Origin of the sequence: Algoriphagus sp. NBT04N3 (assembly GCF_019443765.1) — a bacterium.
GTDB lineage: Bacteria > Bacteroidota > Bacteroidia > Cytophagales > Cyclobacteriaceae > Algoriphagus > Algoriphagus ornithinivorans.
Window position 1 is genome coordinate 676,258 of sequence record NZ_CP048415.1, and the last position, 16,439, is coordinate 692,696.

Below are 16,439 nucleotides of genomic sequence, written 5' to 3' on the forward strand. Positions count from 1 at the left end.
ATTTTTAATTCCAATGACCGGTGAAATTGAAGGCAATGACTGAGCTAATCCAAATAGATACAAAGTAGATGATGGTGCTAAAAACTACAGCGGCAAATTTTTTCCAACCTTCTGAGAACCAAATGAAACTGCATAAATAAAAGAAAATTCCGCCCAATGCGGCGCCCATTGGGATGATTGAAAGAGGAAGGAACATCCAAGTTTCAAAAACATCCTCCTTCGTCAGAATAATGAACAAAAGAATAGAAAATGGAATACTGGCTCCGATTCCGGCTGCAAGAGCAATTAGTTTGCTATTAATCTGCGATAAACGTACCATATTATTTGAGTTGAAAGTACTTTGTAATTCAAAGTAGATGAATAAATTTTTTTAGCTTTTATTTTCTTTGATTAAATTTTCAAGGAAGGTTAAATGAAACTGAAAGGCTTTTTTTCCCTCTTCGGTTGCGGCATAAGTAGTCAAAGGCTTTCTTCCAACAAAGGATTTTTTCACTTCGATAAATTCATTTTTCTCCAATTGTTTGAGATGTGTTGCTAAGTTTCCATCAGTCACATCCAATAGTTCTTTGAAGGAATTGAAATCAAATTCTTCATTGGCCATCAGGATGGACATGATCCTCAGCCGGATCACATTTTCAAATGCTTTATCGTATTTTCCTTTCACCTCAACCGTCGTATTTTACATACATGATCGCACCATAAATGATGTGCAAAACCCCAAATCCCAATGCCCATAGCACAAGCCCATATTCTGGAAAGAATGTGGCTATCAATCCTAAAATCAGTTGACAATAACTCAAATATTTGATCTCATTTAGGGTAAAGTTGGAGGCGTTGAAAAGTCCCAATCCATAAAAAATTAAAGTGATAGCTGCGACTAAATGCTCTTGTCCTTGCGCATATAGGCCTATACAAAGAAGGCCTCCTATGATTACTGGAATAAATAAAGCCCTCATGAACCTTCTGCTTGCTGGAGCCCAAAGACTTACTTTTGTTTTCTTACTTTTTTTTCTGCTTAGCAGCCAAGCTGTAAACACAGAAAGTAATAAGACGGAAAGTCCCGTGATCATCACATTGCTGATGACATATTCGGGATTTGTTAGGGAAAGGGCTTTTCCATAAGGAGGCTTGGGATAATAAATCAGGCTGTAAGCAATGCCAGAGCCTATCAGGGCATACACACCTGCTAAAATCCCCGACAATCCACTCAAGGAAAGAAAACGACTGCTTCTTTCCATGATGGATTTTATTTCAGCTAATTCATCTTGTGCATTTCTCATTTTAAAAGTACTTTGAAACACAAAGTAAATTAAAAAAATAAATAACTCCTACGATTGGTAGGAGTTATTTTTATCAATGGGGCTTATTCAGATTTTTGATGGAAGGTAGTTTTCATGGTTTTCCAAAAATCATCTTCCATGGCTTGAGCATCGATGGAAGTGTGAACCTTTACGATTCGCTGAGTATTTTCGGGAGGAGTCGTAAATTCTTCCACTTTGGACCATTCAGGATTTATTAAAGCCTGAATAATTGCCAAATCCCACATGATCCAGGTTTTCTTTTCAGGATCATTTCTGGTCCACCATCTTTTATGATTGTCCCATCTAGCGATTAAATAATCTCCCAATTCAGATTTACCCTTTAATTCTTCGTCGGCTTTGGTTTTAGCCAGCTTGAGATGTTGGCTACTGGTAGCTGACATGATGGTCAAGTCAAGATTGGGTGTGTCGAATAATACGTTAACAGCAACCTTGTCATTTCTGGAATTAAACTCGTTTTTATCAAAAGTATTAGCTTCCGGGTCATGCCAAATTCCCAGATAGTGAACTCTGATCAAAGGAATGATACTTGGATCCTGCACAATTGCAGAAGCCACATTGGTACAAGGACCTAAAATGACCAAATCTAGCTTTTGTCCATTTTTCATTTTTTTGGCTTCCTGGATAATGAAGTTGGAAGCCGGAGAAACTTGTGGTTCTGTAGGGGAGGTCATCGGGAAATTCGCTCCTACTGGTAGAGGAATGTCAGTTCGATTGGATAATTGAGCCAATCGCTCATTGATAATCTGACTTTCCATCACAGAGGTATCTGTTGCAATGGGCGAAGTGTGAAACTGTGCCGAAGTGATCGCTCTGATGTCCAGTTTGTCAGAAGCCATAGCTTGTACTAAGGCATAGAGATCGTCAATTTCATTGGCAGTATCTGCGTCAATGATAACAGTAACTTTTTTGTCTGCTTGGCTCGTAGTTGAATGAAAGCCCTGAAAAAGCAGAAAAAACGGGATAAGGAATTGTAAAATCATAGTATACAAACGTAAAGAAAATAATCTTTGGATTTAAAAAAGCTCCAATAATTAAGGTATATGTTAAGGTTACTCCAATTCTTTTACTTCAAGTGCACACTATTTGCCATTCCCTTCCATCTCCCGTACATTTGCTTATTGATTCAATCAAACTCATATAGACGTGTCTGATAAAAAAGTAAAGGTAGGTCTGGTTCAGCTGAGTTGCTCAGGGGACGTGACCGAAAACATGAATAAAACCATAAAAGGAGTCCGTGAGGCAGCTCAAAAAGGAGCTGAGGTAGTGGTGCTTCAAGAACTTTTTAGATCGCTCTACTTCTGTGATGTGGAGGATTATGAAAACTTTAAACTGGCGGAGGCTATTCCAGGTCCTTCCACCGAAAGCCTAGGTTCTTTAGCCAAGGAATTAGGAGTAGTGATAGTAGCTTCTCTTTTTGAAAAAAGAGCAGAGGGACTTTATCACAATACAACCGCTGTATTGGATGCAGATGGAACTTATCTAGGGAAATATAGAAAAATGCATATTCCAGATGATCCTGGATATTTTGAAAAGTTTTATTTCACTCCAGGTGATTTGGGCTATAAGGTTTTCCCAACCAAGTTTGGAAATATAGGCGTATTGATCTGCTGGGATCAGTGGTATCCTGAAGCAGCAAGAATTACAGCTTTGAAGGGAGCCGATTTCTTGGTGTATCCTACAGCTATAGGCTGGCACAAGGATCAGGATGGCTTGACTAATGATGAGCAGTATGGCGCTTGGCAAACTATACAGCGTTCCCATGCTGTTGCAAATGGCATTCCGGTAGTTTCTGTAAATAGAACAGGTGTAGAAGGAGATATGCAGTTCTGGGGAGGTTCTTTTGTGTCAAATGCTTTTGGGCGAGTGACTTACAAAGCACCACATTTGGAAGAGGAAGTGCATGTAGAGGAATTGGATTTAACCGGTTCTGATAGATATAGAACCCACTGGCCTTTCTTGAGAGATCGTAGAATTGACAGTTACCAGCAGATTACCAAGCGCTACATAGACGAAGAATAAGCATGGCAGATATTTTTGAACTTGCCCGAACTGGAGGAGCCACTCCTGCAGAACTGGGATATTATTTCCCCGCAGAGTTTGCCCCTCATCGAGCTATGTGGTTAAGCTGGCCCCATAAGGAGGATTCCTGGCCGGGAAAAATTCATACGATATATCCAAAATATGCCCAGTTTATCAAGGAGGTAGCTAAGGGAGAAAAAATTCATATCAATGTACTGGATGATGGGATGAGGCAGTTTGCCATCGATCAATTAAATCAGGCAGGAGTGGACATGAACCAAATTAATTTCCACTTATTCCCTACGAATGATGCTTGGTGCAGAGATCATGGTCCGGCATTTTTGATCAACCCCAACGCTGATCAAAAGAAAGTTTTGGTCAAATGGGATTACAATGCTTGGGGAGAAAAGTACCCTCCTCATGACTTGGATAATCAAATTCCTTTTCGAATTGCTGAGTATTTGAATATTCCTTGTTTCCAACCCGGAATTGTAATGGAAGGTGGTTCTGTAGAGTTTAATGGGAAAGGAACTTTGTTAACATCCAAAGCCTGCCTTCTGAATAAAAACCGAAACCCGCATCTCAATCAGGCTCAGATCGAAAAGTACCTTTGCGATTACTATGGTGTAAATCATATCCTTTGGGTAGGTGATGGGATCATAGGGGATGACACTGACGGCCATATCGATGACATTACCAGATTCGTCAATGAAGACACCGTTGTGACAGTGATTGAAGAGCATAAGGGGGATGACAACTATGATATTTTACAGGAGAATTTGCATTTGCTGAAAAAAATGCGCCTGGAAAATGATAAGCAACTGAATATTATAGAGCTCCCTATGCCTAAAGCTGTGATTTGGGAAGGACAGCGTTTACCGGCATCTTATGCCAACTTTTACATTGGAAATGCAGCCGTAGTGGTTCCCACTTTCAGAGATGAGAATGATCAGAAAGCATTAGATATTTTGAAAGAATGCTTTCCGGATAGAAAAGTCATCGGAATAGATTCTACTGATATCATTTGGGGCTTGGGCTCCTTTCACTGCCTGAGTCAGCAAGAACCCGAGGTTTAAAAATCTATATTAAAAAGGAGAGCCAAATAAGCGGCTCTCCTTTTTTATTGCCTTTCTATGTACATCACCGCTGAATCTTCTATGTATCTGGCAGGATTAAAGGAAGAGTAAAACTTATTTTTAAGATTATTCAATGGATTGTTTAAAGCAGTAATTTTAGCAGTGAATTCAACCGGAAATTTGGTAGCGTCTGAGTACAGTCTTATCAAATGTTCATATTGCTCAATATTAGCTTGCATTCTGGTGGTGAGTTGACCAAATCTCAATCTTAGGGATTGCACTTTGTACATATAGGTCTCGACTTGACCCAGCCATTTACCTCGGGTCTCGGGTGATTTTTCCAACAAAGCAATTTTCTCTGAAATAGCTTTTCTGCATTCATTCTTGAAAAATTCCCGATCAGCATCCAAAGTTGCATTGAGATATCTGTTCTGATACCTGTTTTTATCAATGCCAAAATAGGCCATCTGTTCCTCTAAAAGCTGGGTGTTTTCTTTCTGAAGTTGCTCCAACTCCTTATTGATCAACACCCATTCGTGATCAATGATGGATTTTTGCTGTTCAAATTGACTGGTCACTGTCAAAATCCTTAGCATCTCAGGAGATCTTTCATACAATTCCTTTTCTTTTTTGCTCAAGTTTCCCACTAAGCTGGTGACACCCGAAATCGCAGTATTGACCATGGTTCCGTAAAGAGGAACTGCCGCAGAAGCAGTTGAAATCAAACTGATGGAATTTTGAAGGACTCCCACCATGGCATCATTTTGACCTTCTTTGGCATACCATTTATCGAATTCATTTTTCCAGCTAGTAAAGGATTTGTATTGCTGGATTTTCCCAATATTTCCCAATTGATCAAAAAATGACTGGGAAGTTAAAAATAGCTCTACTGGCTGTATATCTCTTTGGATACTCAAGAGCTCGGTAAACGCCAACTGTCCATTGAGATTGATTTTGGTTTTTGGAGCCTCTTCCAATATTTTCAATCTATTATCAAGGGCTAATTGAAGTTTTTCCAAATCGAAAATTTTGTCCTTATCAGAGGCGTTTTTGCTGTCTGCTGCTGCAATTTTTTCAGTCAGTTTGTTGACAAGCTCTTCGTTGGTTTTGAGCTTTTCATTGAGCTCTTTCAGTTGGTTGTCTCTATCAGTTTTGATTTGTTCAGAGATTTCTGTTTGGGCAAAACTTATTTGTGAAAAGGCTAGAAGAGTCAGAATTACAAGGAAATTGAATTTCTTCATGGGGATGATCAGCTGGTTGATAGATGGGATCCTCATCTAGAAATAAAGTAGATCCAGATGCGAATCGAGAACATCACGGAAAAAGCAATTCAAAGGTTTTTAAAATTTAATAAGATTTTTAGGTCTAAAATTCCCTGTATTTTAGTGTTATAAAATTGAAGTTTATAAATAAAAAATACCCTGCTAGATTCAACTAGATCAATTTTTTATACTTAAGGAAAATTTCATATTAATAAAATTGTATTAATTATATGCTTTTATGAATTTTATTTTTACGATAAGATTTAGATTTTCTAAGATTAAAATAATCTAATATTGAAATTTGGATATATAAATGATCTGATATAAATTTCCTTGTTTTTCAATAAAAATTGAGATGCTATTTAAACAAGATAAATTTATATATGCACTTACAATACTGCTATTAATCATTTTTATTTCAGATAGTATTTATGCTCAGTGCAATTCTTGTGATGTAATAATTGATGGAAATAATGCTCCTTCTGGTACTATTCAAAATGGATCTTTGGTTTGTATTAGGGGTGACAGAACATCCAATATAAGTTTTAATAATAGAAATAATATTTCAATCTGTATTGAAGATGGTGCTTCTTGGAATGGCGCTTACAGCCAACTTTCAGGATTAGCTTCTCTTTCTAACTATGGAAATTTGTCAATTTCAAATTCCCCAAATGGTAATTGGAGCATATTCAATTATGGCGTATTGAATTGGAATTCAACTATATCTTCAAATAAATCTATTTACAACTATGGAGAATTGAATTTTGGGAGTGGACTGGTTGTGAGCTCAGCGGCGACACTAATTTCAAATGGAACTGTGAATTTTTCAGGCCTCACTACATTTAATAGTAACTCCATCATCAAACTGATTGGCATGTCTAATTTTTCAGGCTCAGTTATTTTGAATTCCAATACAATTGTTGAATTGGCTGGAAATTTAGCCATTTCAGGGACACTTCAACTTAATTCCAATAGTCAGATAAGATCGTTAAATAATAATGTTTGCAATAGTTTAAATGTTGGAGGTACAATTACCAATCTAGGAACGATTTCTGGCAGTGGCTTACAGATTCCCAATTCCCCTCTGTATGTAAATAAGGCACCCGTTGGAAATGGATTATCTGATGGTGCGACTGTTGGAAGTTGTCCTACTGCATCTTGTGTAGAAATGATTGAAATTACGACCTCAACAGGCTTTGATAGAGTCTATATTTTCAATTGTACTGATAATTTGATATTACCAGAATTATTGCCGGATGAACAAATTATTGATGTTTCAGCTACCTTGGTTGGTGGTGCAGGTGGAGGAGGGTTTGGTGAAGCTGCCGGCGGTGGTGGCTCAGGTGGTATAACTTCTAGCAATGCAATTTCACTTCTGGTTGGTAGAAGATATCCTGTTGCTGTAGGTCCTGGAGGATTTGGTTCTACACAGAATAATTCCCCTGGAAGAGATGGTCTAGAGTCTTCATTTTTTGGATTAATCTCTAACGGAGGAGGAGGAGGAGGCTCTCAATCTTCCTCAGCAAGAGATGGTAGAAATGGAGGCAGTGGAGGTGGAGGAGGCGCCAACAACAATCCAGGAAATGGATCAGGAAATGGGGGGGCAGTAATTGCTGGTAACCTAGGTAACCAAGGTGGAAATGGGAGACGTCAAAATAACAATCAACTGAATGGTGGAGGTGGAGGCGGTGCTGCTACTCCAGGTGAAGAAGGAAGGAATAATAATCCCGGGAGTGGTGGGAATGGAATTTCTTTACCAATATTAAACGGGGTTTCCGGTGTTCTTAATGCCTTCGCAGGAGGAGGAGGTTCAACTGGGAGAAATCCAGCTCAACAATATGGTAAAGGTACTGGAGGGGTATTTCAGACTACAAAGCTTGGAGGGGATGGAGATCACCTAAATCCCGGTGATTCGAATTCTGACGGTATTGGTGGGGCTGGTCTTCCTTTCACAGGATCTGGAGGTGGAGCTGGAAGCGTGCGTGGAGGAGCTGGATCTGCGGGTAAAGTGATTATTAGGGTTTCATATAGAATTCTCTCGATTGATTTAAGCGGGATACAGGTGTCTTGGAACAAAGAGCAAAATAGTGCTGAATTAAGATGGTCTATCTCAGGATTGAATGAGGATATTACCATGGTGGTGCAGAGAGGTCTTAATCAAATAAAATCCTGGGAGAATCTTGATAGCCTTGTGGTTCAGTCTGGAAAAGAGGGTTTAATGAATTTTAAATTTTATGATGATAAGTTATATAATGAGGAAGGTTATGCATTCTATAGAATAAAGCTTTACAATAAGGATAAATTTGAAGGGTATAGTAATACCGTTTCGCTCAAATTAGAACCTCCAAAGTTGGATGCAAATTGGCGAGTATTTCCAAATCCTGTTGGGAATTCCGATCTACAAATTACTTATAGAGGAGACGAAAATAAATTGAAGGATGGCGTGATAGTATTAATGTCAGATTATTCTGGCAGAATAAAAAGTTCTCAATTTTTCAATATAGAGGATATCAAAAATTGGGTAAATGAAAATTTAATCCAATCTGGACAAGGAATCTATTTTCTAAAGATTCAGTCTGCCCAATTCACTGAAACATTCAAAATTTTCAAATAAAAATAAACCCTTCTGAAATTTTAATCAGAAGGGTTATAATTTTCAACTCTTTAATTCTTTTCCTCAACCCATTTACGGGCATTGACAAAGGCATCTAGCCAAGGAGTGAATTCATCATTTCTATCCATAGGATAGTGAGCCCAGTTCCATGGCTTTAATGAACGCTCAATATGAGGCATTATAGCTAAATGTCTTCCATCTTGAGAGGCTATTCCGGCTACTGCATAATCAGAACCATTTGGATTTCCAGGATAGGCTTCATAGCTATATTTCATTCCTATATGATATTCACTTTCAGCTTTTGGCAAATAAAACTTTCCTTCTCCGTGAGCTACCCACACTCCTAAACGCTGACCGGTAAGGTTTCCAAGCATCACAGTTTTGTTTTCTGGAATGCTCACATTCACAAAGGAGGATTCAAATTTATGAGAGGCATTGTGCAGCATTTTTGCTTTATGAACAGGATCTTCTGAACCTACCAGTCCAAGTTCTACCATGAGCTGGCAACCGTTACATACTCCCAAACTCAGGGTGTCAGGTCTTGCGTAGAAATTATCTAAAGCTTGTTTTGCTTTTGGATTGTAAAGGAAAGCTCCTGCCCAGCCTTTCGCTGAACCCAAAACATCAGAGTTGGAAAAGCCTCCTACAAAAACTATCATCTGTACATCTTCCAGATTTTCCCTCCCTGAGATCAAATCTGTCATGTGCACATCTTTCACCTCAAACCCTGCAAGCCAAAGTGAATAAGCCATTTCTCGGTCTCCATTCACTCCTTTTTCTCTGATAATAGCTGCCTTCGCCTTTCCTGTTTCTTTTCTGAATGGATTGATTCCAGACTCAGCAAAACTTCCTTTCCAATTTGGAGCAAATTCATAAGAAAGTGGCTGATTTTTATAATTGTCGAAACGGTCTTTTGCGAGTTTTTCTCCGGATTGCTTCCTGTCTAAAAGGTAGGATGACCTAAACCAAATATCTCTGTGCTGCTCAATATACAGACTTAAATCTTTTCCTAGAAAATCAATCTTACCTGAGTTGGTAACTGTTGCCAGTTCTACATAATCAATATCTGCCTCAACCAACAGGGTTTCTACAGGATGATCGTCAGGTACCTGAATTAGAATACCTGGATTTTCCGCGAATAGTGCTTTCACCAAATCATTTTCTCCCAGTCGATCAATTATTACTTCCAATCCAATTCCTGGAGTTGGGAAGCACATTTCTAGTAGTGCTGTGATGATTCCACCAGATGAAATATCATGTCCAGCATGTATCCAAGTTTGGTCGATCAAATCCTGTACAGCTTTAAATGCCTTGGCAAAATAGGCGGAATTGACCACCGTAGGCGTATCTGTTCCTACTTTATTGAGCGCCTGATAAAAGCTGGATCCTGCTAGTTTGAAACTGTCTTTCGAAAAGTCTATATAAAGAATTCTACTCCCTAAAACCGGCTTCAATGCAGTTTTTACAGTTTTTTGAACGTCAAAACATTCTCCTACTGTAGATATAATTACTGTTCCCGGCGAGTAAACCACTTTTCCGTCAGGATATTTCTGAGTCATGGAAAGGGAGTCCTTTCCGGTTGGGATATTGACGCCCAATTCAATGGCAAAGTCTGAAACTGCCTGAACTGCACGGTATAATCTGTCGTTTTCTCCTTTGTTTTTGGCAGGCCACATCCAGTTGGCAGAAAGAGAAACTCCCTTCAGTCCGTCTGCGATAGGTGCAAAAATCAAGTTGGTCAAGGCCTCTGCAATAGCTAATCTGCTACCCGCTTCTGGATTGGCCAAAGCAGCTACCGGGGCATGACCTATAGAGGTAGCGATCCCTTTATTACCTGTGAAATCCAAAGCCATTACGGCTACATCATTCAGAGGTAGTTGGATTTCTCCTACAGTTTGCTGAGTGGCAACCCTGCCTGTTACTGACCTGTCCACTTTATTGGTTAGCCAATCTTTACAAGCTACGGCTTCCAATTGCAATACTTCTTGGATATACCCTTTGATCAATTCAGGATCATAGCTTGCTTCTGCGAATGAGGCATTCCCCGATTGATCTTCCAATATGGTTTTTGGAGAAGATCCAAACATGTATGCCAAATTCCAATCAACTGGTTTTTCTCCTGTCTTTTGATTTTCGAATTTGAAATGCATGTCTCCGGTGGTCTCACCTACCACATAAAAAGGAGCCCTTTCTCTTTCTGAAAGTTGCTTTAGCGTAGCGACATCTTCCTTGCCGACAACTAAGCCCATTCTTTCCTGGGATTCATTTCCAATGATTTCCTTTGCAGAGAGAGTTGGATCACCTACAGGCAATTGATCAATGTGGATGGTTCCACCCGTACTTTCCACCAATTCGGAAAGGCAATTTAAATGGCCACCTGCACCATGGTCGTGAATGGAAATGATAGGGTTATTCTCGCTCTCAGCCATTGCCCGAATCACATTGGAAACACGCTTCTGCATTTCCGGATTGGATCTTTGTATGGCGTTCAATTCAATAGCATTGGATAATTCACCAGTATTGAGGGAAGAAACCGCTGATCCTCCCATACCAATTCTATAATTATCGCCACCCATGATCACGATTTGATCACCGGTTTTTGGCTCTTCTTTTTTGGTGTATTTGGCATTCGAAAAACCAATTCCACCAGCTAGCATGATTACTTTATCAAAGCCAAAGTGCTTGTCGCCTTCTTCATGCTCGAATGTTAAAACTGATCCAGCAATCAAGGGCTGTCCGAATTTGTTTCCAAAGTCAGATGCGCCATTGGAGGCTTTGATCAGGATATCCATAGGAGTCTGGTAGAGCCAAGGTCTTTCTTCCAGCTTGTTTTCCCAAGTTCTGCCTTTTTCTGATCGGGAATAAGAAGTCATATAAACTGCCGTTCCTGCCAAAGGAATAGAAGCCGTTCCCCCAGCAAGTCTATCTCGGATTTCACCTCCAGATCCTGTAGCTGCTCCATTGAAAGGTTCAACAGTAGTAGGGAAATTATGGGTTTCTGCTTTCAGGGAAATTACCGTGTCAATTTCTCTTTGCTCAAAAAAGTCAGCCTGATGCTGGGTTTTAGGAGCGAATTGATGCGCTTTAGGACCTTGGATAAATGCCACATTGTCCTTATAGGCAGATGCAATTCGATTTGGATGCTTTTTGGAAGTTTCTTTGATCAATTGGAAGAGCGTCATTGGCTTTTCCTGACCATCGATGATAAAGGTTCCGTTGAAAATTTTATGTCTACAATGCTCAGAGTTGACTTGGGAAAAACCAAAAACCTCTGAGTCGGTCAATGGTCTACCGAGTTGCGTAGAGACATTTTCCAAATAAGCAATTTCTTCTTCGCTAAGAGCCAATCCTTCTTTTTGATTATAGCTCGCAATATCCTCAATAGACTTAATTGGTTCTGGCTCCAAATGTATATCAAAGATCTCCTGATCCAGATTTTCATAAGCTTTTTGAAGCATAGGGTCAATTTGATCACCTTCAGCAAGTGGGAAAAACTCCTCAATTCGCTGGATTCCCTGAATGCCCATGTTCACCGTGATTTCCACAGCATTGGTAGACCATGGGGTGATCATTTCTTTTCTTGGGCCGGAAAATTTCCCTGCTACTTCTGGAGTTTGAATGGGTGAAGCTTCGCCGAAAAGCCAGTTAAGTTTTGTAATGTCTTCTTGGGCGAGAGGTTGTGGAGTCTGTACTGCGTAGACTACTTTTTGAGGTGATTCAAAGAAGAAAATCATGTCCTTGAGCTGGTAAGTTGCAAAGGTAAGGAATTGGCTTGAAGTGTAAAAAGTGAGGGTGGAAATAATCGATTGGATTATCTTAGAAATTGCTGGTTTTTCAAATTACAGGAATTGAATGGTCTTATAATCTTGAAAGGGAATCAAGCAGTAACCAAAATTTCCAAGCAATTTGAAAAGTGAATTCTTTAAAGCCTTAAATTTTACCCCAACCTTTTGCAAGGCACTTTTCTGAAATTAGTTTAAGCATCTAATTTCTCCTGATTTAAATATTCAACAGTTGCCTGAATAAGTCCTCCGTGACCAACCGGAAGAATATGGGATTTCAAGTGAGAGATTTTGCTGCTGAATCTTTCTAGATTTTTCGCAGTCACCATTTTGTCATATTTCCCCGTGAAAAGGAAAATTGGAGTTTTTAGTTTTCTCGCATTTCGGATGATTGCTCCAAGTCGAAGTTGAATTCCACCGAAAGTTTTCCAGGTAAAATAAACTTGAGCCCTTTGAGATCTATATTTCATTTGGGTTTGTACAAATTTTGAAATACTACTTTCCACAAGGCCAATCTGACTTAATCCGTTTACTACAGAAAAGAAGCGACGAGGCTTGAATACAATTTGCTTAAATAAAGCATGAAAATAAGCTGGATAGCTACTGATGCTGTACAATATTCCGGTCTTAATTCCATCCGGAGCAAGTAGGATCATACTTTGAACATTCTCCGGAAATAATTCATAAGTCAATAATGAAAACTTACCTCCCATGCTATAACCTATCAAATGGAATTTCGAGATTTCTTCTTTCTTAAAAAGACTTTTTAAGATTTCTACCCAAACTGATTTTGTCAAGGGGTTTTCGTGGTTTTTCCATTGACTTTTTCCGTGGTAAAAAATGTCAATGAAAAGAAAGCGCTGTTCGGGTTTTAGAATTTTGGAAAACGGCAATAAATCCCTGTGATCTTGGCCAAAGCCATGAAAAATAAGAAAAACCTCCTTTCCATCTCCAAGAGATTTGTATGCTAAAGATCCAAATTGAATGTCTAGAACTCTCATTTTTTAATGAAAATTGAAGATAAACGAAATTTAGATGCCGAAAAAAGTAATTTGAAATGCAAAATAAACTATTAAAAACAGATAAAATTGTATCAAATCGAACACTTTATAATAGTGTATCAGTGCGAACACAAAATATTATTTCATAAAAAACTTTGGAAACTTTGAACATATAGAAAGTTTCCGTAGTTTTGATTCAAATTTCAAGTAAGTGGAGACGAGAGAAAAAATATTGGATGTAGCGATTGAGCAATTTTCCAGGTATGGAGTACGCAATACCACTATGGATGATATTGCCCGAATGATGGGTATATCTAAGAAAACGCTCTATCAGGAATTCAAGGACAAGAAGGAGTTGGTGAATGCTACTTTTTCAGCTATGCTGGAAAGGGACCAAGAGAAAATGGCCTTTTTAAAGGACTCAGGTACAGATGTCATTGAGCATTTGGTGAAAATTTCAAAGATGATGAGAGAGCGTTTGACTAACATTAATCCTCTTGCTATCATGGAGGTTCAAAAATATTTCCCTGAAGCATGGAAAATCTTTGAAGAGCATAAGGAACAAGTAATCATGACAGACTTTGTCAATATTTTGGAAAGGGGGAAGCAGCTTGGATATTTTAGGAGTGAAATAGATGCTCATATTTTAGCCAGACTGAGGGTGAATCAAATTGCCTCCGCTATGGAACCTTCCAATTTCAATAATGAAAATTACAATTTGGTAGAGGAGCAAATGCAAATGATGGATCATTTTCTGCACGGAATATTCACAGAAAAAGGACGTGAAGCATATCAAGAACAACAAGCAAAACTCAGCTAATTAACCCAGCGATGAAAAAATATTTACTCATTCTTCTATGTCTTAGCTTGCCTGTACTACATGGGAATGCGCAAGAAATAGTCAGGCTTACCCTTGAAGAAGCATTGAGTTATTCTCTTGAGAATAATGTCAATGTAAAAAATGCCAAACTAGAGACCTTAATTTCCAAGGCTACTGTCAAAGAAACAACAGCAACGGGATTGCCTCAGATCAATGGTAATTTTGATTTGAATTATAACCCTGCAATCCCAATTGTTTTTCTTCCAAATGAACCACCTTTTGGCGATCCCAATGTACCGGGAGATGTTATCCCTGCGAGATTTGGCGTGAGTTATCAATCCAATTTGGGTGTGAATATGACTCAAATGATTTTTGACGGATCTTTCTTTGTAGGACTTAGAGCCGCCAAAACTTACAAGCAATTGACGGATCTGGATTTGGTTAAAACCAAAGTAGACGTGATTGAATCAGTGAAGAAAGCTTATTTCGGAGTTTTGGTGAATGAAGAAAGAATCAGGCTTTCCAGAGCAAATCTGGCAAGAATCGATACGCTTCTTTCTGAAACTAGGGCATTGAATGAAGCTGGTTTTGCGGAAAAAATTGATGTTTCTAGAATTCAGGTTCAGCGAAATAATACTGCTACTCAATTAGAACGAAGCCTTACAGCACTTGAAATAAGTGAGCAAATCCTGAAACTTCAGATGGGGCTTCCTATGGAATACGATTTGGAATTGGGAGAGTCATTGTCCCAACTGAATCCCATCGAAGAAATCAATGCATTACTTCAGGAGGAGGGAATGGAAAGGGTAGAAGTGAGTCAACTTCAGACTAATTTGGAGTTGGTGCAGCTCGACCTGAAAAACAATCAATCTCAATACATGCCTAAGATTGATTTTATTGCCAATGCGCAGAGAGCAGGCGCCGGTAATACCTTCAATACTGTATTTGATAAGCAAAACTGGTTTGGAAGTTCCTTGCTGGGAGTTTCTATGAAGGTGCCAATCTTTGATGGGCTCTCAAAAAGTGCTAGAATTCAAAAGAACAGATTGCAGATGATGCAGTTGGAGAATCAGAAATTCTTTTTGCAAGAAAGCATTAAAAACGAAGTCTACACTGCCAAAACCAATTTGAAAAATGACTTGAATATTTTGGAAATTCAGCGTGAAAATTTGGAATTGGCGCGGGAAGTCTATGACATATCCAAAATCAAATACAATGAAGGTGTGGGTTCCAATCTTGAAGTAGTGGAAGCAGATGCTGCGCTAATTGAGGCTGAAATCAATTATTTAACTGCCCTATATGACGGCTTGGTCGCCAAAGTTGATTTGGAAAAAGCCTTGGGTATTTTATCAACAAACCAATAAAAACTACCACCATCCTTATCAGGGAGATAATTATCATATCAATCATGAAATCAATCAGTAAGTTATTACCCCTAACTCTTGTGGTCCTTTTTGCGATAGGCTGTGCTTCAGATGAATCTGTAGAAGCAAAAAAAGCTGAATTGGATAAATTAAGGACTGAGGCATCCGAAATTCAAGCTTCCATCTTGGAATTGGAAGCGGAAATTGCCAGCCTGGATCCGGAATATGCCAAGCAAAATCAAAAATCTATTTTGATCACCACCGCTCAGGCAAAGAAAGCAGAATTTGAGCACTTTGTAGAAGTGACAGGATCGGTATTATCGAAGAAAAATGTCATCATCAGTGCTGAGACAGGAGGTAGAATTCTAGAGGTACCGGCAATTGAAGGGATGAGAATGACCAAAGGGCAGGTTTTGGCAAGAATTGATGCTGAATCTATTCAAAGGAATATCGAGGAATTGGAAACAAATCTAGATTTGGCAAAAACACTTTTTGAAAAACAAAAAAGACTTTGGGAGCAGGAAATTGGTACTGAAGTACAGTTTCTAGAAGCGAAAAATAGAAAAGAAGGATTGGAAAGAAGTTTAGCTTCCTTGAAAACCCAATTGAATAAATCTATGGTGGTAGCACCATTCAATGGTACAGTGGAATCAGTTCAGATCAGATTGGGAGAACTGGTGCAGCCTGGAACTCCGATGTTTCAGTTTGTTGGTGAGAGCGACCTATTTATTGAGGCAGACATATCAGAATCCTATGTTGGAGTTTTGTCTAAGGGGGATAGTGTGGATGTTTCATTTCCATCCATTGGCAAAGAACTGAAAACCAAAGTGAGCTCTGTAGGTGCTATTATTAATCCAAACAACAGAACATTCAAAGTGGAGGTTTTCCTTCCAAATATTCCACAAGTGAAGCCGAATATGATCACCGTTTTGAAGATTCAGGACTATGAAAATCCATCTAGTGTAATAGTTCCAAGCTATCTCATACTTAGTGATAGCAAGGGTGATTATATCTACATAGTAGATGGTGAACTTGCCAAAAAACGATATATCAAAAGAGGTAGAACATTTAATAACGAAACTGAAATCCTGGAAGGTCTAGAAGGTAACGAAACCTTGGTTGATAAAGGATTCAGAGAGGTAGGAGATAATTTTAAAGTAAATATTTCGCAACTGTAAT

13 protein-coding genes are annotated in these 16,439 nt (G+C 38.9%); 6 read left to right on the top strand and 7 right to left on the bottom strand.

Features of this window, described 5'->3' with window-relative positions:
- Positions 1-4 precede the first annotated feature (4 nt).
- The 4 genes from GYM62_RS02970 to GYM62_RS02985 all read right to left on the bottom strand — a co-directional run bounded on the left by GYM62_RS02970 (position 5) and on the right by GYM62_RS02985 (position 2,302).
- Positions 5-319 carry a hypothetical protein gene (locus GYM62_RS02970; protein WP_144607230.1) on the bottom strand — a complete coding sequence of 105 codons (315 nt, stop codon included), beginning with the start codon at positions 317-319 and terminating at the stop codon, positions 5-7.
- 51 nt (positions 320-370) lie between these two features.
- The gene (locus tag GYM62_RS02975; RefSeq protein WP_175557915.1) at positions 371-664 is read right to left on the bottom strand and encodes a transcriptional regulator; all 294 of its coding nucleotides are present in this window, start codon (positions 662-664) and stop codon (positions 371-373) included.
- Position 665: 1 nt separating this feature from the next.
- Complete coding sequence (locus GYM62_RS02980; protein ID WP_219958236.1) at positions 666-1,280, bottom strand: hypothetical protein; 615 nt, start codon at positions 1,278-1,280, stop codon at positions 666-668.
- A gap of 83 nt (positions 1,281-1,363) precedes the next feature.
- Positions 1,364-2,302, bottom strand: coding sequence for a nucleoside hydrolase (locus GYM62_RS02985; protein ID WP_219958237.1), 939 nt, complete (start codon positions 2,300-2,302; stop codon positions 1,364-1,366).
- Positions 2,303-2,465: 163 nt separating this feature from the next.
- Between GYM62_RS02985 and GYM62_RS02990 the strand changes: the two genes are divergently transcribed.
- Both GYM62_RS02990 and GYM62_RS02995 read left to right on the top strand, forming a co-directional pair.
- Positions 2,466-3,341 (top strand): carbon-nitrogen hydrolase, encoded by an 876-nt coding sequence (locus GYM62_RS02990; RefSeq protein WP_219958238.1) that lies wholly within the window; start codon positions 2,466-2,468, stop codon positions 3,339-3,341.
- A gap of 2 nt (positions 3,342-3,343) precedes the next feature.
- Positions 3,344-4,417 carry an agmatine/peptidylarginine deiminase gene (locus tag GYM62_RS02995; RefSeq protein ID WP_219958239.1) on the top strand — a complete coding sequence of 358 codons (1,074 nt, stop codon included), beginning with the start codon at positions 3,344-3,346 and terminating at the stop codon, positions 4,415-4,417.
- 44 nt (positions 4,418-4,461) lie between these two features.
- On the opposite strand, the gene GYM62_RS03000 is transcribed toward GYM62_RS02995, so the two are convergent.
- Positions 4,462-5,658 (bottom strand): phage scaffolding protein, encoded by a 1,197-nt coding sequence (locus tag GYM62_RS03000; RefSeq protein ID WP_219958240.1) that lies wholly within the window; start codon positions 5,656-5,658, stop codon positions 4,462-4,464.
- Positions 5,659-6,034: 376 nt separating this feature from the next.
- Here GYM62_RS03000 and GYM62_RS03005 point away from each other — a divergent pair, with 376 nt between their 5' ends.
- A complete protein-coding gene (locus GYM62_RS03005) occupies positions 6,035-8,293 on the top strand; it encodes a glycine-rich domain-containing protein (RefSeq protein ID WP_219958241.1) in 2,259 nt (752 codons plus the stop codon).
- Between the two features lie 50 nt (positions 8,294-8,343).
- On the opposite strand, the gene purL is transcribed toward GYM62_RS03005, so the two are convergent.
- Together purL and GYM62_RS03015 are read right to left on the bottom strand one after the other, a co-directional pair.
- Entirely contained in the window at positions 8,344-12,027 is a 3,684-nt protein-coding gene (purL, locus tag GYM62_RS03010; RefSeq protein ID WP_219958242.1) for a phosphoribosylformylglycinamidine synthase, read from the bottom strand.
- Between the two features lie 242 nt (positions 12,028-12,269).
- The gene (locus GYM62_RS03015; RefSeq protein ID WP_219958243.1) at positions 12,270-13,076 is read right to left on the bottom strand and encodes an alpha/beta fold hydrolase; all 807 of its coding nucleotides are present in this window, start codon (positions 13,074-13,076) and stop codon (positions 12,270-12,272) included.
- A gap of 211 nt (positions 13,077-13,287) precedes the next feature.
- On the opposite strand from GYM62_RS03015, the gene GYM62_RS03020 reads away from it, so the two are divergent.
- Genes GYM62_RS03020 through GYM62_RS03030 form a run of 3 tightly spaced genes read left to right on the top strand, consistent with a single transcriptional unit; the run spans position 13,288 to position 16,438 of the window.
- A complete protein-coding gene (locus tag GYM62_RS03020) occupies positions 13,288-13,896 on the top strand; it encodes a TetR/AcrR family transcriptional regulator (protein WP_219958244.1) in 609 nt (202 codons plus the stop codon).
- Positions 13,897-13,907: 11 nt separating this feature from the next.
- A complete protein-coding gene (locus GYM62_RS03025) occupies positions 13,908-15,260 on the top strand; it encodes a TolC family protein (RefSeq protein WP_219958245.1) in 1,353 nt (450 codons plus the stop codon).
- Between the two features lie 44 nt (positions 15,261-15,304).
- On the top strand, positions 15,305-16,438 hold the full coding sequence (locus tag GYM62_RS03030; protein ID WP_219958246.1) for an efflux RND transporter periplasmic adaptor subunit: 1,134 nt from the start codon (positions 15,305-15,307) through the stop codon (positions 16,436-16,438).
- Position 16,439: the final 1 nt, after the last annotated feature.